We start from the raw sequence: 18,883 nt of genomic DNA on the forward strand, positions 1-18,883 counted from the left end.
TTATTTGCAACTAAAAGTTGTGATTTACACTTTTCTTTTTGCTAACTCATGACAAATTTCAAAATTCAGGTAAAGTATCGGCCTTTGTGAGTAATTGCCCAATATGGGCCTATGTAAGTCGTAATAGGAAAAAAGATGATTCTAGTTGTAGGTCACAAGAACCCTGATAGTGATAGCATCTGTAGTGCATTGGTAGCAACTGAGCTGCTCAAGGCTCGTGGCTTTGAAGCAATGCCAATTCGCCAAGGTGAAATTAACCGTGAAACACAGCACATTCTTGAAGTCGCGGGCGCAGAAGTACCTGAACTTCGTACTTCTGTTGCGGGTGAAAAAATTTGGTTGGTTGACTACTCAGATCTAGCGCAAGCACCGGATGACGTGGCTGAAGCTGAAATTTTAGGTATTGTTGACCATCACCGTCTTGGTGATGTCATGACCGTAAACCCTATGGAAGCATGGATCTGGCCTGTTGGTTGTACCAACACTGTTCTATTCAACATGTTCAAAATTGAAGGTCATGAAATCTCACCGCAAATTGCTAAGCTAATGATGTCGGCTATCCTGTCTGACACCGTCGGCTTTGCTTCTCCAACTTGCACACAGAAAGATAAAGATGCCGTTGAAGAGCTAGCGAAAATTGCAGACGTATGTGATGTTGACGCTTTCATCAAGGATCTTCTTATCGCAAAAACAAACATCGAAGGTCTTTCTGCGGCTGAGCTTGTAGAAAAAGATCTGAAAGGCTACCCATTTAACGGTCGCGATGTTGTTGTCGGTCAGGTTGAACTGGCTACTCTAGAGCAAGTTGACGGTATGATTGAAGCGCTGGAGTCTGATCTAGAACGCCGCTGCGCTGAAGAAAACCTAGCCTTTGCTGCAGTAATGCTAACTGACATCACTACAGCTCAAACTCGTCTACTATACAAAGGTGAGTGGGCAGAGAAACTGACTCAGCACGAGCAAGACGGCATGCTGATGATGGAAAACACGCTAAGCCGTAAGAAGCAAGGTTGGCCTTGGCTTCAGACTGAATTGGCTTAATTTCGCCGGTTCATTAACAAAATTCGACGCCCACGGACTTCCGTGGGCGTTTTATTTGAGGAGTAAGAAAATGCCAGAACCACTTTCACAACAACAGATAGACTCTGTGCTAAAAATGCGTGAAGACGAGCGATTCAGTTACACGGTGAAAGAAATTGCCAAAAACAGACAAGTCTGGATTCTGACCGATGAGCATGGCTGCGTGATGCTTAATACAGAAGATGAAGATTGTATACCGGTTTGGCCCCATGAAGAATTTGCCAATCAATGGGCTACAGGTGATTGGGAGCACTGCAAAGCGGAGGCTATATCGACCGCAAAATGGTTTAGTCGTTGGACCTACGGACTTGAAGACGATGAGTTGTCTATTGTCGTGTTTCCTAATCAAAGCGAAGAAGGGCTAGTTCTGTACCCTGATGAGTTCGAATTTGAACTGAAAAAGCACCAAAAGAAACGCTAAACCTAAGGGCATCTTTTCCCAAGAGATGTCACTATCGTATGGCTAAGTCAAAAACAGTGTATGATCCCATTGCAGCCTTGGCAGATGGGATTATTATTTGAAACAGGTTGCTTTGTTGAAGTGACTTTCCACCATGCGTTGAGTAATGATGTTGTCTGGGCAGGTTAACACTTGCTGTGTTTCACCTGCTTCCACTACCTCTCCATCATGCATAACCATCACCTTGTCAGTAATGTGTTTGACAACCCCTAAGTGTTGGGAAACATAGATAAACGATACGCCCATCTCTTCCTGCAATTCTAAGAATAAATTAATAATCTGAGAACGCATGGCCATGTCTAAACCATTTAGTGCTTCATCAGCGATAATAATCGAAGGTTGTAGAATCAACGCACGAGCCAAGCATATGCGCTGCTTTTGGCCTGCAGCTAGCATCTGAGGGTAAAAATAAGCGTGCTCTGGAAGCAGTCCGACCCTAAGCAAAACATCTTTAACGCGCTTCATACGTGCTTCAGGTGTCATACTGGTATTTCGTTTCAAAGGACTTTCAAGAATGCGGCCAATCTGAATACGTGGATTGAGTGACGTATTCGGGTCTTGAAATATCATCCTGATCAATTTGCAACGAGTCGAGTAATCTTTGTGTTCCAAAAGTTCGCCATTGACCCGTATTTCACCACTGGTTGGCTCGATCATTCCCGCAAGCATGCGAGCTAATGTCGACTTTCCTGAACCGTTTTGACCAATAAAACCAATGGTTTGCCCGGCTTCTAATGTAAAGCTGACAGGTTTAACGGCATGGTGGATTTTTTTGCGAAACAAGCCTGAGCGAGTGACAAACTCTTTACTTAGGCCATTAACTTCTAGTAGCGCACTCATGCTTTCTTCTTCTCCATATTCAGAGGGAAGTGGCAGGCAAATTTGTGATTTTTGACTCGTCTGGTGATTGGCATTTCTACGCACTGCCTTTGAGCATAAGGACAACGGGGGCCAAGTCTACAACCAATGGGTAGATGCTGCAGTGGCGGAATACTACCTGGGAGAGACTGGAGTTTCTCTTTATGAGGAATCCATTCACCGAAATCGGGCATAGCTTTAAGTAAAGCAACGGTATAAGGGTGCTTTGGCTTGGCAAGAATCTTTTTAGTGTCCGCTGACTCTACAGACTGGCCACAGTACATGACGGTAATCCGCGTTGCCCACTGGGTAATGGTTGTCAAGTCATGGCCGATGAGCATGATCGACGTGTTGTTGATCTGATTCATACGACTAAGAAGTCGTAGGATTTGGGATTGAGTGATTGGGTCGAGATCGTTGGTCGGTTCATCGGCAATCAGAAGCTTAGGCTTAGCGGCGATGGCCATCGCAATCATGATCTTTTGACATTCGCCATCCGTCAGCTCATACGGATAGCTTGACATGATTTGTTCGTGGTTTCTGATCCCTACTTTATGAAGTAGAGCAACCGCTTGTTTCTTACGCCATTTAAAGCGCTCCCACCACTTTCCGGTAAAAGAATGAGCGGGGATGGACTCTATCAATTGGCGTCCGACTTCTTCCGAAGGATCCAGACACGTTGAAGGCTCTTGAAAGATCATCGCAATATCACGAGCGATGACTCTGCGACGCTCTTTAGGGGTTAACTGCAGTAAATCCACATTGCCAAGGCGCATTCGGTCTGCTGTTATCTTCCAGTTTTCCTTACAGACTCCAACGATGGCTTTGGCTACCAAACTCTTACCTGAGCCAGATTCTCCTACCAATCCACGAATTTCTCCTTCGTTCATGGTTAGACTCATGCGATCCACTGCCTTCATCAGGCCTTGCGGAGTTTCAATCTCAATCGTTAGGTGGCGAATATCTAGTAACGGCATTATTCGATCCCCGCGTTAAGTGCCTGACGAACGCCTTCACCCACCAAATTAATGACAATCACGATGAACATGATGGCAAGGCCAGGAAGCGTCACTGTCCAAGGTGCTAAATAGATTAATTCAACAGAGTCACCAAGAATCGCACCCCACTCAGTGCTTGGGGCTTGTGCGCCTAAACCAAGGAAGCCCAGTGCAGTAATATCCAAAATCGCGATTGACAGAGCGAGGGTTACCTCAGAAGCAATCACAACCAAAATATTGGGAAGAATGGAGTTCCAGAGCAGATAAAAGTCGTTCGCACCATCAAGGCGAGCAGCCATAATGTAGTCTTTTTCAACTTCAGTATGCACAGCGATATAGACTGAGCGGACGAATCTTGGGATCAAAGCGAGGCATATCGCAAGTAGAATATTAAACTCGCCAAACCCCAAGAAAGCGACAAAAATAATCGCGAGGAGAAGCGATGGAATCGACATGACGGTGTCAAGTAAATGGTTGAGTGTACTTGATAACAATCCTTTGGTCATGCCAGCTAAAATACCAATCAAACAACCCACAATTGTTGCAATGAGTGTGATGATAACAGCAGCGCCGAACGTTAACTGTGATCCCTCAATAATCCGAGATAGGATATCTCGACCTAGGTCATCAGTACCGAGAAAATATTCGACTGTGCCTGCCGGGTTCCAAGAGGGAGGGACAAGCAGTTCCCCCGTCTGGGCTTGAGGGTCATGAGGAGTCAGCCAAGGAGAAGCTAAAGTGACGACAACAATAAAAACAAGGCACCATAAACCGAACATGGCTAAGCCGTTTGCACGATAGCTGCGCCAGAAACGCTCGAATTGCGTCGGGATTTGTTCTTCCTGATAGATGTTATCGGTTAGCATACCACTCTTTCCTTACTAACGGATTGACCATAGCGCCAACCAAATCTGAAAGAATATTCGCCGTCAACACTAAGGTGGCGACAACAATAACACCAGCCTGAATAGAAACATAATCCTGATTGGAAAGTGCGTCGAGTAACCAGCGACCAATACCCGGCCAGTTAAAGATCGATTCTGTAATGATAGCTAGAGTCAACATACTGGATAGCTGAACGCCTATCTTAGGGATAATCGGCGGTATCGCATTTCTCAGCACGTGTTGAGTGACGATTTTGTGCGTCGATAGACCTTTGATGCGAGCGGCTCGAATATAGTTTTGCCCCATGACTTCGGCAACCGAAGTACGCATTAAACCAATAACTTGAGTGGTTGGAGCAAGCGCCAACACTAAACAAGGTAGTATCAAGTGCTCTAAAACACTTTGTAGTGCATGAGCGCGATACTCGCCACGCGCAAAGAATGCATCCACGATGGCAAAACCCGTGACATGATCAATTTCATAGAGTAGGTCATAACGGCCAGCGACTGGGAATAGCTCGAAATGCAGTGAGAATGCCATGATCATGAGAAGTGCGACCCAAAAAATCGGTGCGGAATAACCGGACATTGAGGTAAAGGAAATGGCTGTGTCAATCCACTTGCCTTGCTTCATACCGGCGAGCGTGCCAACTGGGATCCCGATCAGGAGAGAAAGGGCAAAAGCAATCAAACATAATTCCAACGTTGCAGGGAAAACAACAGCGAGTTCATCTGCGATTGGAACTCCACTTTTTGTCATCCCAAAGTTGAGGTGCATCAGCTCGCCAATATAAGTCATCCAACCCGGCCAGAAATCTTGAACGGTCCAAGGAGAATTTGGGTCAAGCCTAAGCAGGCTAAAGCCTACCATGGTTAGGATAAGTAATGTGATGATAAAAAGGTTGATACGTCGAACAGTATAGAGAAACATTATTTGACCCTCTCTACCGCATCAAAAGGTTGTGCGTTAAATGGACTCACTTTGAACCCTTGTAATGAAGCATCATAAGCTTGGAACTGCATACCATGGCTAAGTGGAATCACCGGAAATTCTTCGTTGAGAATGTTTTGTGCCTGTTTATACAAGTTAAGACGGTAACGTGGCTTATCGACTTCCAGTGCAAGGTCGAGTAGGAAATCGAAATCAGCATTACACCAGCTGGAGACATTCAAGCCCACTCGTTTTGAATCACACGATAGTAATGGTCGGAGGAAATTATCTGGGTCACCTGTATTGGCAATCCAGCCTGTAAGGTACAGATCGATGTTGGTGTTGCTGGCGACGTCAGTGCGATCATAGCGATCATCTGTCAGTAGGTTAAGTGTAATGCCGATATCTGCTAAGTTTGCTTGGATGAGCTCAGCCGTTTTACGAGGGCTTGGGTTGTAAGCACGTGGCTCAAGAGGGACTGACATGGTTAACTCCAGCCCTTTATCGAATCCTGCTTCTTTAATTAACGCAATCGCGTAATTACGGTCGTAACGAATTTGCACACTGTCTTTGAGATATGCCCAAGAGCTGGGAGGGAGCACCGAGTAGGCCTGACTACCGGTGCCGTAGTAAACGGATTCGAGAATGTTTTGGCGATTAATGGCGTAGTTAAGAGCTTTACGAACTCTAGGGTCATTAAGTGCTGGGTGAGTGGTATTGACGGCAATGAATGAAATATTCATCGCGGGTTTAGCCATTAGTTTAATATCGCTTTGTTGTTTAATAATGGGGATCTGACTCGATAATGGCGAGTTGAGTACATCACACTCATTACGAAGTAGCTTGGCTAAAGTGCCTGTACCTCGGTGAGAAATATCAAATACCACTTGAGCCATCTTAGGTTTGCCTTTCCAGTACCCATTGTGACGTTTGAGCCTGACGAGGTCATTGACCTGATAATCATCAAGATAAAATGGACCGGTTCCAACAGGGTGGCTGTCGAGCATGGCTTTGTTATCGCTCAGCGTAAGTTGGCTAGCGTACTCTGCAGAGTGGATAACTGCATGGCTAGTGGCGATATTGGACAGAAACGTATTGTCTGGTCGGCTTAGGGTGAAACGGACTTGATATGGTGAGATAGCCCGAACATCAACGAGTAGGTTTTGAAAATCGATCCCGCTAAACCAAGGGTAGAGGCCACTTCCAACATAATGATAAGGATGGGAATTGTCGATGATTCGACGGAAGCTGAACACTACATCTTCAGCATTCATGGCTCGGCTAGGCGTAAACCAAGCGGTATTTTGGAATTGGGCGTCTTTGCGCAGGTTAAACGTATATTCTGTGCCAGCTTTGTTAACGGACCAGCTGGTCGCAAGGTTGGCAATAGGTTTGAAATTGTTCGAGTCTAGCGTCAGCAAAGTATCAAATAGCTGAGGGCTAAGAGTTTCAGACGTAATGCCGCTATCAACCAATTGAGGGTTAAAGCTGGTTGGACCGCCTTGGCCACAGTAGACGAAACCACTTTGGCGAATTTTATTGTGATCAAGCTCTTCACCACAGCCTGTAAGCAAGGTAATGCTGAAGATACTTAATGTCAGTTGAATGAATGCTTTCATAGAAAGAACAATTGCCAGAGACAAAGCATAATAGAACTCCCCATTATGCCTTAATATCTCAGTAATTTACCATTATTAGTTTATGGTTTTTAAAATAACCTATACGCACTCAGGAAAGATTCGAGAGGTCGTACTTTCTGATCATCCCTCTTAGCTGATGATAGCTCAGGCCAAGCATATCGGCTGCCTTCCGTTGGTTAAATTTGCTCTCTTCAAGGGCCGCTTTCAGCAGGCGAATATCTTGGCTTTCCTGCCACGCTTTGTAGTCCATTGGAAAATGAAAGGTTGGTTGGTCTGGTAATGGTTGTGATTGAAGAGAAACTGGCTCAGGTTCTGTTTGCCATTGCGTTGCAAACGGGTCGAATATCAATTGGTTGATTGGCTCATCTTGCTGCCCGTGCTGATAAACCGCCCTTTCTATCACATTTTTAAGTTCACGGACGTTTCCGGGCCATTGATAGTCAAGCAGTGCTTGCTGAGCATCAGGAGAGAAACCAACGAAGTAGTCAAAGTTCAACTCTCGACACATCTTGATGGCGTAATATTCCGCTAACAGCAGAATGTCTTCTTGGCGTTCTCGAAGTGGAGGTAAATGAATGACATCGAAAGCAAGCCTGTCAAGCAGATCTGCTCGAAACTCACCGTCCTCAGCCATTGTCGGCAGATCGGCGTTAGTCGCGCAGATCAGCCGCACATTGGCGTTAAGCAATTGGTGCCCACCAACGCGTTCATATTGGCCGTATTCAATCACTCGTAATAGCTTTTCCTGCACCAGCAATGGAGCGGTGGCGAGCTCATCGAGAAAGAGGGTGCCATTTTCAGCTCGTTCAAAGCGCCCCTTGTGACGTCCTTTTGAACCAGTAAAAGCGCCTTGCTCATGGCCGAATAACTCTGAGTCGATCAGGCCTTCGCTCAAGGTAGAGCAATTGAGGGAAATTAGTGGCTGATCCCAACGTTTTGATAGGTAATGGAGGCGTTGAGCAATCAGTTCTTTACCTGTCCCTCGTTCACCAATGATCAGAATAGGACGTTCTATGGATGCGAGTTTGGAGACCTTGTCTAGTATCGTCAGGAAAGCTGGTGACTCGCCAATGAGATTTTGTTGCATGAAAACACTCCAATGGTGAAATTTACCTATTGTTAGCTAAATTCATCATAGATAAGTTCGAATTACAATGGTAGTTTTCGTAAGTGTTTGTTTTGTATTTATTTATAAGTTGGCACGTATCTTGGTTATTGAATAAGTAAGTGAAACCTACAATGAACATCAGATGTAACCAAGTCGCGATAATGTGATTGATTACAGGATAAGGAGTTAAATATGGGTATTTTTTCTCGTTTTGCCGACATCGTAAACTCAAACATTAGTGCCTTATTAGATAAAGCGGAAGATCCTGAAAAAATGATTCGTCTTATTATTCAGGAAATGGAAGATACATTAGTCGAAGTTCGTACGAATTCGGCCAAGGCGATTGCTGATAAAAAAGAGTTGGCACGTAAAGTTGAATCTCTTGAAGGCCAAATTAGCGATTGGCAAGAGAAAGCTACACTAGCTCTGACCAAGCAGCGTGAGGATTTGGCTCGTGCAGCTTTAATTGAAAAGCAAAAACTGCAAGATATGTTGAAAGGTTTGCATACTGAGCAAACATTAGTGGAAGAAACGATTGAAAAGCTCACCGGCGAAATCAGTAAGCTTGAAAGTAAAATCACCGAAACACGTGCTAAGCAGCAAGCACTTGCTATTCGTTCTCAAGCGGCTTCGAACCGACGTGATGTGCAAAAGCATTTACATACGGCGCGTACATCTGAAGCAATGGCAAAGTTCGAGCAATACACTCGTAAGATAGATGAACTGGAAGCAGAAGCAGATGTATATGCTAAGTCCGGTAATTCGAAATCCTTAGATCAGGAATTTGCTGAGCTGCAAGCGCAAGACGAGATTGAACAAGAGCTTGAAAATTTGAAAAAACAGATGAACGAAAAAAAGTCATAAAAGTCGAGATCTGAAGGTGCACAGGTCAGGTGGGTCGCACCTGACCTCATTAAAACCAATTTATGGTTTTTCCAATATTTTCGAAGTTCTTAGTTTTATTTAATTGATTTTATAACAGCTTGCGGCAGAGTAGAGGTGTACTCGTGTGAAACTGTTGTCTATTTATTAGGAGTCATTTATGTCGTCATTTCTTATTGCAGGACCACTGATTGTCTTTCTGATTTTCGTCGCTCCACTATGGTTAATACTTCATTATCGTAGCAAGAAGAAAACGGCAAGTGGTCTATCAGAAGATGATTTCCAGAGATTACAAACCTTATCAGAAAAAGCAGAACAGATGCAAAAGCGTGTGGACACGTTAGAGCGTATTCTTGATGCTGAAACCCCTAACTGGAGACGCCGATATGAATAAGCGAGAGCTGTACCGCGATACCGTTAATGGTAAGATTTCAGGTGTTTGTGCAGGCTTAGCTAATTACTTTGGTACTGAAGTTTGGTTGATTCGAATCTTAGTGATCTCTGCTGCACTTCTTGGTGGCAGCTTCTTGGTGTTGTTGGCCTATATCGCGATGACTTTCATGCTTGAAAAACAACCTGCTAATTATGTTGAATCTCTTAAAATGGAGCAGGAACACAAGTTGAAAAGTAAACCATGGCAACAAGGTCAGGCTCCTGGGGCATTGCTAGAAACGCTTGAGAAAGATTTTGATGGCCTTGAAAATCAAATTCGTGGCCTAGAGGCGTATGTCACCTCCGATACGTTTAAAGTTGATCGAGAGTTTAAAAGTTTATAGTTCGATAATGAGAACTGCCACTATGTTTTGTTAGCAAATTATTAATTTTAATAATAATTTACTGGTATGTGTCTGGCAGTCGCGTAATCATTCATCTATCTTTGTAACTAAAAGTGACAAATGGATGTTTGACTATGCACAAGAATTTTGTGCTTCTCGCCATAGCTGCAACATTAGGTGGCTGTGGTAAGGAGCTCCCTCCTGTTCCTGAACCCGAATCCAGACCAGCAAAACTCTTTACCGTTTCGGTTGGCAACGCACAGTTTGAAAGACATTTTCCCGCCACATCCGAAGCTGGTGATAAAGCGATTTTAGCTTTCCGAGTACCCGGACAACTTCAGTCTATCGATGTCCTTTCGGGCCAACCTGTGAGCAAAGGTGAAGTCCTTGCCTCCCTAAACCCAGATGAATATTCCTTATTGGCTAAGCAGGCAGAAGCGCAGTACCGCCTCGCGGATGTTCAGTTTGAACGTTATAAAAAACTGCGTGTTGATAAGGTAGTTTCAGAGCAAGATTTTGATCAAGCTAAGGCGAACCTTAACTCTGCCAAAGCCACATTAGAACAAGCCCGTGCCAATCTTCGTTATACCAAGTTGGTCGCACCTTATGATGGCACGATTTCACTGATTACGGCTGATAACTACGAATACATTGCTGCTAAGCAAGGTGTAATGAATATTCAGACGAATCAGTTAATGAAAGTACAATTCCAGCTCCCTGACCACCTGTTGAATCGCTTTGCAAGCGGCATCAACCTGACTGCAACTATGAGATTTGATGCTTTTCCTGATAGCCGCTATGAGCTGACTTTTCAGGAAGTAGATACGGAGGCCGATCCTAAAACGGGCTCTTACAAGGTCACCATGGTCATGGCACGCCCAACAGATACCGGAATTTTGCCGGGTATGGCGGGGGAGGTGCATGTCAAAATTGATTCAGAAGGAGCGACACGGATTCCTAATGCAGCAATATTTAACGAAAATGGAAAAACTTGTGTTTGGCGTGTAGCACACAATGGCGTAGTGGAAAAAGCTTCCATTGTGTTGAACAACAAGCGTGAAGTTAAAAGTGGTTTAAATGATGGTGATCAGATCATCATTTCTGGTGTCAGTGGCATTGAACCCGGGACCAAAGTGAGGGAGTGGATCAAGGAGCGAGGATTGTAATATGAAGCAATGGATTAGCCTCATCGTGCTCTCAACAGCTGCCATTCTTGTAGGCTGCGGTGGTGATAGTGAATACGTTGACTTTGGTCCCCCTAAAGTCAAAATCATAGAAATAGACAGTGGTATCCCAAAGGAGCACTTATATTTCCCTGCAGTCGCCAATGCCGCTGAGCGCTCTCATTTAAGTTTTCGGGTAGCGGGTGAAATCAGTGAGCTCAACGTTAAAGAAGGCGATCAGGTAAAAAAAGGCGATGTGCTTGCGAAGCTGGATCCGACAGATTACGAGCTTGATGTTGATAACGCATCGGCAAAGTTTAGTGTTATCGATAGCCAATATAGACGTTCTAAGCCTCTTGTCGATAAAGGCCTGCTGGCCAAGTCGCAATTTGATGAGATTGCCGCCAATCGTCAGATAGCCTACTCAGAGCTGAAGTTAGCGCAGTTGAGGCTATCTTTCACTAAGTTGCTGGCGCCTGTCGATGGCATCATTTCCCGAGTGAATGTCGAGCAATTTGAAAACATTCAAGTCGGTCAGCAAATCGTGAATATTCATAGTCTCGATAGTGTTGAAGTGCTCATACAGTTGCCAGATCGTCTATACGTCAACCAGCCGGATCAAGAAACCCTATCGCGTATTGAGGCTCTGGTTAAAGTACCAAGTGGTAACGAATACTCGGCCTCAATTAAAGAATTTACGACTGAACCTGACCCAGCCACAAGGACGTTTACCGTAACTTTGTCACTTCCTATGCCTGAAGAAGAGTTCATCCTTGACGGTATGGCCGTTGAAGTTACGTCCAAAAGTAATGATATTGGTCTGAATTTGAATACTGGTGTTTTGGTTCCTATAGAAGCGGTATTCAATGCAGATGGTGATGAGATTGACCGACTTAACAGGTTTGTTTGGGTGCTAAACGATGATAATACTGTTGCCAAACAAGCTGTGACGATTGGCAAAATGACGAAAGAAGCGTTGCAAATCCTAGAGGGGCTTGAGAGCAAACAAAAAGTTGTCGTGGCGGGAATTTCCCGATTAAGAGAAGGGATGAAAGTGGAAATCGTAAAGCAGGAGGCAGGCAATGAGTGATCAAAATAACCCACTGTCTCAGAAAGACCAAGATGTGACTGGTATCGCTGCATATTTCATTCGCAACCGTGTCATCAGTTGGATGATTTCATTAATTTTCTTGATTGGTGGTGTGGCCGCTTTCTTTGGTTTAGGCCGCCTCGAAGACCCTGCTTTCACGATCAAAGATGCCATGGTGGTGACATCCTATCCAGGGGCGACACCTCAGCAAGTCGAGGAAGAAGTGACTTACCCAATCGAAAAGGCCATTCAGCAACTGACTTATGTTGATGAAGTTAATTCGATCTCCAGCCGAGGTTTATCTCAAATTACCGTGACCATGAAAAATAACTATGGTCCTGATGATTTACCGCAGATTTGGGATGAATTACGCCGTAAGGTCAATGACCTTAAAGGTCAGTTTCCTCCCGGAGTGAATGAGCCAAAGGTCATTGACGATTTTGGTGATGTTTACGGTATTTTACTTGCCGTCACAGGAGAAGGTTACAGTTACAAGGAGTTACTCGATTATGTTGACTATTTGAGGCGTGAATTAGAGTTGGTAGAGGGGGTCAGTAAAGTCTCTGTTTCTGGCCAGCAACAAGAGCAAGTCTTCATTGAGATTTCGATGAAGCGTTTGAGTAGTTTAGGTTTGGCTCCTAATACCGTGTTTAATTTGCTCTCAACTCAAAATGTGGTCTCGGATGCCGGTGCAATTCGGATCGGTGATGAGTACATCCGTATCCAACCAACGGGTGAGTTCCAGAATGTTGACCAGCTAGGAGACTTGATCATTACTGAAAGTGGTGCCCAAGGATTAATTTATCTGCGTGACGTTGCGGAAATCAAACGCGGTTACATCGACGTACCGGACAATATTATTACTTTTAATGGCAAGTTAGCGCTCAATCTCGGTGTTTCTTTTGCGCAAGGCGTTAACGTGGTTGAGGTAGGTAAGCGCTTTGCCCGTCGCCTTGCCGAACTAAAGTACCAACAACCTGTGGGAGTTGGGATCTCTGAAATCTACAGTCAGCCAAAAGAAGTCGACAAATCAGTGAGTGGCTTTGTCGTTAGTTTGGGGCAAGCGGTAGCGATCGTTATTATCGTTTTACTGTTCTTTATGGGGCTACGCTCCGGCTTACTTATTGGCTTGATTCTGCTCCTTACCGTGTTGGGCACATTTATCTTTATGAAGTACTTTGCAATCGACCTGCAACGCATCTCGTTGGGAGCATTGGTGATTGCGCTCGGCATGCTGGTGGACAATGCGATTGTAGTGGTTGAAGGAATACTCATCGGGACCCAGAAAGGCCGAACAAGAATGCAGGCGGCGACTGATATCGTGACTCAGACTAAATGGCCATTGCTTGGTGCTACCGTTATCGCCGTGACTGCCTTTGCCCCTATTGGATTGTCAGAAGATGCGACAGGTGAGTATTGTGGCACTTTGTTCACGGTACTATTAATCTCACTCATGCTCAGTTGGTTTACTGCGATTTCGTTGACGCCTTTTTTTGCTGATATCTTCTTTAAAGGGCAAAAAATCAAAGGGGGTAGCGAAGGCAGTGACCCCTACAACGGCATGATCTTTGTGCTATACAAGGGGTTTCTAGAGTTTTGTATGAAACGGGCTTGGCTAACGGTTGTGGTTATGATTGTTGGTCTTGCGGCAAGTATCTATGGCTTTACTTTCGTTAAGCAGTCGTTTTTCCCATCGTCAACAACGCCCATGTTCCAAGCCGATATCTGGTTACCAGAAGGGACCGATATTCGTGCAACCAACACCAAACTTAAAGCTTTGGAATCTTGGCTGTCAGATCAAGACGGAGTTGAGCATATTACTACGACAGCAGGTAAAGGTTTGCAACGTTTCATGCTGACTTATGCGCCAGAGAAAAGCTACGCTGCCTATGGTGAAATCACCACTCGAGTCGAGAATTATGAGCAACTTGCGGATTTGATGTCTAATTTTCGAGCGCATGTTGAAGCCAATTTCCCAGAGATCAATTACAAGCTCAAGCAAATTGAACTCGGCCCTGGCGGCGGAGCTAAAATTGAGGCACGTATCATTGGGTCTGACCCAACTATCCTTAGAGGGATTGCCAGACAAATTGAAGATATCATGCATGCGGACCCTGGAGCGACGAACATCCGCCATGATTGGCGTGAACGTACTAAAGTGTTAGAGCCGCAGTTTAACGAAGGACAAGCTCGCCGTTACGGCATCACTAAATCAGATGTTGACGAGTTCCTTGCAATGTCTTTCTCAGGTAAATCAGTCGGGGTATATCGTGACGGTACAACGTTAATGCCAATTGTTGCTCGATTGCCAGAAGAAGAGCGTGTCGATATTCGCAATATTGAGGGCATGAAAATTTGGAGCCCAGCGTTAAGTGAATATATCCCTTTGCAGCAAGTGACATTAGGCTACGACATGCACTGGGAAGACCCGATTATAGTACGTAAGAATCGTAAGCGTATATTGACGGTTATGGCTGATCCTGACTTGTTGGGAGAGGAAACGGCTTCGACATTGCAAAAGCGTTTACAGCCTTTGATTGAAGCCATCGAACTGCCATCTGGTTATGCGTTGGAGTGGGGGGGGGAGTATGAATCCTCTGGCGATGCGCAGGCCTCACTGTTCACTACCATGCCAATGGGCTATTTATTTATGTTCTTAGTCACAGTGTTCTTGTTCAACACTGTTAAAGAGCCGCTCATCGTCTGGTTGACAGTGCCACTGGCAATTATCGGTGTCACAACAGGGCTGTTGGTTTTGGATACCCCATTTGGTTTCATGGCATTACTCGGTTTTCTTAGCTTGTCAGGCATGCTGCTGAAAAATGGCATCGTATTGCTCGATCAGATTGAAATTGAAATGAAGTCAGGTAAAGACCCATATTTAGCCGTTGTCGAGGCATCTCTAAGCCGTGTGCGACCTGTTTGCATGGCAGCAATCACGACTATTTTGGGCATGATCCCACTGTTACCGGATATCTTCTTCAAACCCATGGCGGTTACCATCATGTTTGGTTTGGGATTTGCGACCGTACTGACACTTATTGTCGTGCCAGTGTTGTATCGTATCTTCCACAAAGTGACAGTGCCAAACTGATTGACATAAGAGTGCAAACACCCCTGGCTTTGTCAGGGGTGTTTTATTTAAAGGAGAAAGCAATGGATACCACCTGCGCATGGGCAATGAATCATGAACTTGAGCGTGAATACCACGATAAAGAGTGGGGCGTTCCGGTTTATGACGATAAGGTATTGTTCGAGTTTATTACGTTAGAGGGTGCTCAAGCAGGACTGAGTTGGATAACCATATTAAAGAAGCGAGAAGGTTACCGACAGGCTTTTGATGATTATGACTTAGATAAGTTGGCGGCATACGATGATGAACATGCAGAACATATCGTAGAGAGTTATGATGTGGTCAAGCACAGAGGAAAAATCAAATCAGTGTTCAGCAACGCACGAGCGGCTAAAGCCCTTATCGAAGAATATGGCAGCTTATCGAAGGCGTTATGGCAGTTTGTAGATGGTAAGCCTAAGGTCAACCAGTGGCAGGATATGAGCGAAGTGCCAGCCTCGACAGAGCAGTCAAAAGCCATGAGCAAATTCCTGAAAAAGAAAGGCTTTAAGTTTGTAGGTGAGACCATTTGCTATGCGTTTATGCAGGCGGTAGGCATGGTTGACGATCATATGGTGAATTGCCCCAAGAAACCCGGATACTAGTGACGTAGGGGCATGCTATGGCGATAAGTTTTGATCATGGATGCGTTCCAGTGCTTCGACTCTGCGCCACTGTAAGGTGTCAAAGCTTTGCTCTCTTAGGTAAGCTATCTGGGTTTGCTTTGCGGCATCCGATAAAGTGTTGTCAGCCAGTATGTCATTTCGCTGCGCCAAATAGCTATCCAGTCGAGAATTAAACTGCTCACGTTTCTCGTCGAGTTTACTTAGCCTGCCCGCAGCCTCTTCCCCAACCAACTCGACACGGGTGAGGTGTTTATCTTGTGCTTCCATCTGCTCACTGTGGTTGAGCACTATAATGAGCTGGTTATTACGCTCTGCTCGTAGGATATAGTCGGGCTGACCAGACAATATCTCTTCTAGCCATTGTGCTTGTGATTCGGGATCTAAGCCTTGTTTTGCGATGGCGAGCTTATCAATAGCCAATTGGCGCAGTCGGTTTTCTTCGCTAAATAAGAGTTCAATTTGTGCATCAGTAAAGTACTGGTTTTGCAGAGCTAGAATTTGTAGGTGGAGCTGTTCTAAATCAGACAATGTAATGGTTCGAAAAGTGACTGACTCCAGAGTTCCCAATTCGGATTTATATTGCAAAAAAGTTTCGAAAAGTGTCTCATCAAGGCTCAATTCTTTCTCACGCTGAGAAACATTTTGTATACGCGTTTTGATCTGATCCATCTCCTGTTCACCCAGACTACTCAAGGTGTAATCAAATAAATCACGGCTTGATGAAGTATCTATCTGAGTGTCGAGCTGAGATACGGATTGAGCGGCTGTATTTACTGTTTCGCTACGGTTGATGAAATAGACCGCTCCGAGGCTCATCGAGGCGATCATCATTGTCGTTATTAGAGCGGTCTTTTTCATCTTTTATTTCCTATAAGCCTTGCAGTTTCAGGCGATTAGCATGTTGACGATAAAGGGTGACTGGGTCGGTTTCAAATAAATGGTGAATACCGAGCAATCCATTTATTTCATCCAGATGGTTCATCTTGTAATCGTCGCGAATAACTTGCCCTAAGTGAGTGCTACACGCCCCAACAAGACCATCATTTGGTTCATCAAATGCTAGACCAAGAATCATCATTGCAGCGTCAGTCGGGTCAAAGATGTTAGAAAAAGTGGATGAACCCGTCCAAGAATAGTAGTACACACCGTTATCAGCTAATAAATCGCCATTGCCACATTCAGTGTCGGGAATACCCTCCGGGTAGTGTTGATTGAACGCAAGTGAGCCTTCGGTCGTTAAGGCATCCAAAGAGGCAAGAGGATCTTGATCAAGGTCATTGCCACCAGACAATAGATTAATCAGTGTCGTTAGCCCTTCAGCCAGTTTTACCGCTAAAGCTTCTAACCCAGATCCTTCAGGCACCGTACCGCGAACGAGGTCAGCTACTTTAGAACCTTTATTGACACCACCGATGCTGGTCACAGAGGCGATAAGATCTGGCCTGACAGAAGCCACATAGCGCGCTGTTGGACCGCCATGACTATGACCGATTAAGTTGACTTTTGATGCGCCTGTTGCCGCAAGTAAAGTTTCAACTTGTTCTAGCAACTGCTCGCCTCGAACTTCTGAGCTATTCGTCGCAGAGACCTGAGCAACGTAAACACTTGCTCCGTCTTTGGTTAAAGCGTGAGGAATGCCGTAGAAATAGTCCACGCCAGCTAATGTATCAAAACCGAATAACCCATGGACAAGAACAATAGGGTGTTGAGTTTGTGTGTAACCGCTAGCACTGGACGCACTAGTGGTTGCTGATAGCCCTAAGCTGAAGATACAGAGCGCAGCAAGTATCAGTTTGTGTTTCAAAGTTTAGCTCCTTCTGGTTTGACCTCTGATGAGTAAATAAACAGTAGATTAGAAAATGAGCTATAAGAAATATGAATATAAGCTAAGCGATAGAACTGTGAATTGAGAAAGGAAAACAACACAATTGTTTAACGTGTTATTAGGTATTGATAAAATATTCAATAATATCAATATTTTAAAATCAAGCCCCAGAGGTGGGGCTTATAGGAGTTTGTTAGATCAAGCGTTGGTATGTTGTTCTAGAATGAGCGAATTATAGCGCTCCAAGCCACGTTCAAGATCAGTGATCAGATCGTCGATATTTTCCAGCCCTATATGTAGCCGAATGAGTGTGCCTTCGAAGTTGGGGTTCGCAACGGTTCGTAGGCTATTAAAGCTTTTTGGCTCGTTGGCTAAAATCAGACTTTCAAACCCGCCCCAAGAGTACCCCATACTGAAATGCTTCATACCATCAAGCAGTGCCGTGGTGGCGCGAGGATAACTAGTTTTTAACACAAATGAGAATAAGCCATTACCACCGGTGAAATCACGTTGGAAAAACTCATGGCCAGGGCAAGTTTCTAGTGCAGGGTGGCGAACATGATCGACTTCCGGACGATTTTGTAACCACTTAGCAATTTTCAGGCTGTTCTCTGCATGTTGGCGAAGACGTACGTCGAGAGTACGAATGCCACGTAGTCCAAGATAGGCATCATCAGGTGACACACATTGGCCCATTAAATAGCTTTGTTCTCGCAACTGATCCCAGTGTTTTTCATTTGCGACAGCGGTACCCAGCATGACATCAGAGTGGCCAACAATGTACTTAGTCGCGGCTTGAATGGAAATATCAACACCATGCTCAAAAGGTGAGAAATTCACACCAGCGGCCCAAGTGTTGTCGAGCATGACAATGATGTCATGTTCATGGGCAATTTTGGCTAAGGTTGGAACGTCTTGTACTTCCATGGTAATAGAGCCGGGCGACTCTAGGAACAGCACTTTGGTGTTTGGCTGAATTAAATCACGGATACCTTCGCCGATCACTGGGTCGTAATAGGTTGTTTCCACTCCCATCTTCTTCATGATCTTGTCACAGAAGTCTCGAGTTGGTTCATAGCAGGTATCCACCATCAGAATATGATCGCCTGATTCAATAAAAGAAAGAATCGCGTTGGAAATAGCTGCTGTACCACAAGGATACAAAGCGCAGCCAGCACCACCCTCAACTTCAACCATTGCATCTTGGAAAGCAAAGTGAGTATGGGTGCCACGACGGCCATAAAAGAGGGTTTGATTTGCTCGGTTAACCGTTGCGTGATGTTTTTCTGCAACGGTATCAAATACGACAGTAGAAGCGCGTTGAACTGGTGGATTCACGACCCCATTGGTCCATTTTTTGTCTCGACCTGCGGTGACCAGCTTGGTTTGCTTATCTTCTGACATTGAAAATCCTTATCTGAAAATGCGTTGCCTTATTTAAAACATGGCA

At 44.8% G+C, this 18,883-nt stretch carries 18 protein-coding genes; 9 read left to right on the plus strand and 9 right to left on the minus strand.

All coding sequences use genetic code 11. The annotated features are described in order from the left end of the window. Nucleotides 1-135: 135 nt before the first annotated feature. Together L1D15_RS08930 and L1D15_RS08935 are read left to right on the plus strand one after the other, a co-directional pair. Nucleotides 136-1,041 (plus strand): manganese-dependent inorganic pyrophosphatase, encoded by a 906-nt coding sequence (locus L1D15_RS08930; protein ID WP_239875357.1) that lies wholly within the window; start codon nucleotides 136-138, stop codon nucleotides 1,039-1,041. 70 nt (nucleotides 1,042-1,111) lie between these two features. After that, a complete protein-coding gene (locus tag L1D15_RS08935; protein ID WP_239875358.1) occupies nucleotides 1,112-1,501 on the plus strand; it encodes a DUF2750 domain-containing protein in 390 nt (129 codons plus the stop codon). A 93-nt stretch (nucleotides 1,502-1,594) separates the two neighbouring features. Here the strand turns inward: L1D15_RS08935 and L1D15_RS08940 are convergent, their stop codons facing one another. The 6 genes from L1D15_RS08940 to pspF all read right to left on the minus strand — a co-directional run bounded on the left by L1D15_RS08940 (nucleotide 1,595) and on the right by pspF (nucleotide 7,938). Further along, complete coding sequence (locus L1D15_RS08940) at nucleotides 1,595-2,380, minus strand: ATP-binding cassette domain-containing protein (protein ID WP_239836699.1); 786 nt, start codon at nucleotides 2,378-2,380, stop codon at nucleotides 1,595-1,597. Continuing rightward, nucleotides 2,377-3,375: an oligopeptide/dipeptide ABC transporter ATP-binding protein gene (locus L1D15_RS08945; protein WP_239836698.1), complete on the minus strand. Its 999-nt coding sequence runs from the start codon at nucleotides 3,373-3,375 to the stop codon at nucleotides 2,377-2,379. Before L1D15_RS08945 ends, L1D15_RS08940 begins: the two co-directional genes overlap by 4 nt. Then, nucleotides 3,375-4,262 carry a putrescine export ABC transporter permease SapC gene (gene sapC / locus L1D15_RS08950; RefSeq protein WP_239868172.1) on the minus strand — a complete coding sequence of 296 codons (888 nt, stop codon included), beginning with the start codon at nucleotides 4,260-4,262 and terminating at the stop codon, nucleotides 3,375-3,377. The genes L1D15_RS08945 and sapC overlap by 1 nt, the downstream gene beginning before the upstream one ends. Beyond that, on the minus strand, nucleotides 4,249-5,211 hold the full coding sequence (locus L1D15_RS08955) for an ABC transporter permease subunit (RefSeq protein WP_239836696.1): 963 nt from the start codon (nucleotides 5,209-5,211) through the stop codon (nucleotides 4,249-4,251). Before L1D15_RS08955 ends, sapC begins: the two co-directional genes overlap by 14 nt. Further along, the gene (locus L1D15_RS08960; RefSeq protein WP_239875359.1) at nucleotides 5,211-6,830 is read right to left on the minus strand and encodes an ABC transporter substrate-binding protein; all 1,620 of its coding nucleotides are present in this window, start codon (nucleotides 6,828-6,830) and stop codon (nucleotides 5,211-5,213) included. Before L1D15_RS08960 ends, L1D15_RS08955 begins: the two co-directional genes overlap by 1 nt. 109 nt (nucleotides 6,831-6,939) lie before the next feature. After that, entirely contained in the window at nucleotides 6,940-7,938 is a 999-nt protein-coding gene (gene pspF, locus L1D15_RS08965; RefSeq protein WP_239875360.1) for a phage shock protein operon transcriptional activator, read from the minus strand. Between the two features lie 213 nt (nucleotides 7,939-8,151). Here pspF and pspA point away from each other — a divergent pair, with 213 nt between their 5' ends. From pspA to L1D15_RS09000, 7 genes are all read left to right on the plus strand, one after another. Further along, the gene (gene pspA, locus L1D15_RS08970) at nucleotides 8,152-8,823 is read left to right on the plus strand and encodes a phage shock protein PspA (protein ID WP_239836693.1); all 672 of its coding nucleotides are present in this window, start codon (nucleotides 8,152-8,154) and stop codon (nucleotides 8,821-8,823) included. Nucleotides 8,824-9,001: 178 nt separating this feature from the next. Beyond that, the gene (gene pspB / locus L1D15_RS08975) at nucleotides 9,002-9,235 is read left to right on the plus strand and encodes an envelope stress response membrane protein PspB (RefSeq protein ID WP_239836692.1); all 234 of its coding nucleotides are present in this window, start codon (nucleotides 9,002-9,004) and stop codon (nucleotides 9,233-9,235) included. Next, a complete protein-coding gene (gene pspC / locus L1D15_RS08980; RefSeq protein ID WP_239836691.1) occupies nucleotides 9,228-9,617 on the plus strand; it encodes an envelope stress response membrane protein PspC in 390 nt (129 codons plus the stop codon). Before pspB ends, pspC begins: the two co-directional genes overlap by 8 nt. Nucleotides 9,618-9,751: 134 nt before the next feature. Continuing rightward, entirely contained in the window at nucleotides 9,752-10,783 is a 1,032-nt protein-coding gene (locus L1D15_RS08985; RefSeq protein ID WP_239875361.1) for an efflux RND transporter periplasmic adaptor subunit, read from the plus strand. 1 nt (nucleotide 10,784) lies between these two features. Continuing rightward, nucleotides 10,785-11,870, plus strand: a complete 1,086-nt coding sequence (locus tag L1D15_RS08990; RefSeq protein ID WP_239875362.1) for an efflux RND transporter periplasmic adaptor subunit — start codon at nucleotides 10,785-10,787, stop codon at nucleotides 11,868-11,870. Continuing rightward, nucleotides 11,863-14,964: an efflux RND transporter permease subunit gene (locus L1D15_RS08995; RefSeq protein ID WP_239875363.1), complete on the plus strand. Its 3,102-nt coding sequence runs from the start codon at nucleotides 11,863-11,865 to the stop codon at nucleotides 14,962-14,964. The genes L1D15_RS08990 and L1D15_RS08995 overlap by 8 nt, the downstream gene beginning before the upstream one ends. A 62-nt stretch (nucleotides 14,965-15,026) precedes the next feature. Continuing rightward, on the plus strand, nucleotides 15,027-15,587 hold the full coding sequence (locus L1D15_RS09000) for a DNA-3-methyladenine glycosylase I (RefSeq protein WP_239875364.1): 561 nt from the start codon (nucleotides 15,027-15,029) through the stop codon (nucleotides 15,585-15,587). 15 nt (nucleotides 15,588-15,602) lie between these two features. Here the strand turns inward: L1D15_RS09000 and L1D15_RS09005 are convergent, their stop codons facing one another. The 3 genes from L1D15_RS09005 to L1D15_RS09015 form a co-directional block, all read right to left on the minus strand. Further along, complete coding sequence (locus L1D15_RS09005; protein ID WP_239875365.1) at nucleotides 15,603-16,466, minus strand: lipase secretion chaperone; 864 nt, start codon at nucleotides 16,464-16,466, stop codon at nucleotides 15,603-15,605. Nucleotides 16,467-16,476: 10 nt separating this feature from the next. Then, entirely contained in the window at nucleotides 16,477-17,379 is a 903-nt protein-coding gene (locus L1D15_RS09010; RefSeq protein WP_239836907.1) for a triacylglycerol lipase, read from the minus strand. Nucleotides 17,380-17,631: 252 nt separating this feature from the next. Further along, nucleotides 17,632-18,837 (minus strand): cystathionine beta-lyase, encoded by a 1,206-nt coding sequence (locus tag L1D15_RS09015; protein WP_239875366.1) that lies wholly within the window; start codon nucleotides 18,835-18,837, stop codon nucleotides 17,632-17,634. Between the last annotated feature and the right edge of the window lie 46 nt (nucleotides 18,838-18,883).

The sequence above is a fragment of the Vibrio sp. Isolate25 genome (assembly GCF_022398025.1).
GTDB lineage: Bacteria > Pseudomonadota > Gammaproteobacteria > Enterobacterales > Vibrionaceae > Vibrio > Vibrio coralliilyticus_A.

Excerpts from the sequence above, each read along its gene's own strand:
- L1D15_RS09000 (WP_239875364.1), top strand. The coding sequence starts at position 15,027 with ATGGATACCACCTGCGCATGGGCAATGAATCATGAACTTGAGCGTGAA.
- L1D15_RS08955 (WP_239836696.1), bottom strand. The coding sequence starts at position 5,211 with ATGTTTCTCTATACTGTTCGACGTATCAACCTTTTTATCATCACATTA.
- L1D15_RS08930 (WP_239875357.1), top strand. The coding sequence starts at position 136 with ATGATTCTAGTTGTAGGTCACAAGAACCCTGATAGTGATAGCATCTGT.
- L1D15_RS08990 (WP_239875362.1), top strand. The coding sequence starts at position 10,785 with ATGAAGCAATGGATTAGCCTCATCGTGCTCTCAACAGCTGCCATTCTT.
- pspB (WP_239836692.1), top strand. The coding sequence starts at position 9,002 with ATGTCGTCATTTCTTATTGCAGGACCACTGATTGTCTTTCTGATTTTC.
- pspA (WP_239836693.1), top strand. The coding sequence starts at position 8,152 with ATGGGTATTTTTTCTCGTTTTGCCGACATCGTAAACTCAAACATTAGT.
- pspC (WP_239836691.1), top strand. The coding sequence starts at position 9,228 with ATGAATAAGCGAGAGCTGTACCGCGATACCGTTAATGGTAAGATTTCA.
- L1D15_RS08945 (WP_239836698.1), bottom strand. The coding sequence starts at position 3,375 with ATGCCGTTACTAGATATTCGCCACCTAACGATTGAGATTGAAACTCCG.
- sapC (WP_239868172.1), bottom strand. The coding sequence starts at position 4,262 with ATGCTAACCGATAACATCTATCAGGAAGAACAAATCCCGACGCAATTC.
- L1D15_RS08960 (WP_239875359.1), bottom strand. The coding sequence starts at position 6,830 with ATGAAAGCATTCATTCAACTGACATTAAGTATCTTCAGCATTACCTTG.
- pspF (WP_239875360.1), bottom strand. The coding sequence starts at position 7,938 with ATGCAACAAAATCTCATTGGCGAGTCACCAGCTTTCCTGACGATACTA.
- L1D15_RS08940 (WP_239836699.1), bottom strand. The coding sequence starts at position 2,380 with ATGAGTGCGCTACTAGAAGTTAATGGCCTAAGTAAAGAGTTTGTCACT.
- L1D15_RS08985 (WP_239875361.1), top strand. The coding sequence starts at position 9,752 with ATGCACAAGAATTTTGTGCTTCTCGCCATAGCTGCAACATTAGGTGGC.
- L1D15_RS08995 (WP_239875363.1), top strand. The coding sequence starts at position 11,863 with ATGAGTGATCAAAATAACCCACTGTCTCAGAAAGACCAAGATGTGACT.
- L1D15_RS09015 (WP_239875366.1), bottom strand. The coding sequence starts at position 18,837 with ATGTCAGAAGATAAGCAAACCAAGCTGGTCACCGCAGGTCGAGACAAA.
- L1D15_RS08935 (WP_239875358.1), top strand. The coding sequence starts at position 1,112 with ATGCCAGAACCACTTTCACAACAACAGATAGACTCTGTGCTAAAAATG.
- L1D15_RS09005 (WP_239875365.1), bottom strand. The coding sequence starts at position 16,466 with ATGAAAAAGACCGCTCTAATAACGACAATGATGATCGCCTCGATGAGC.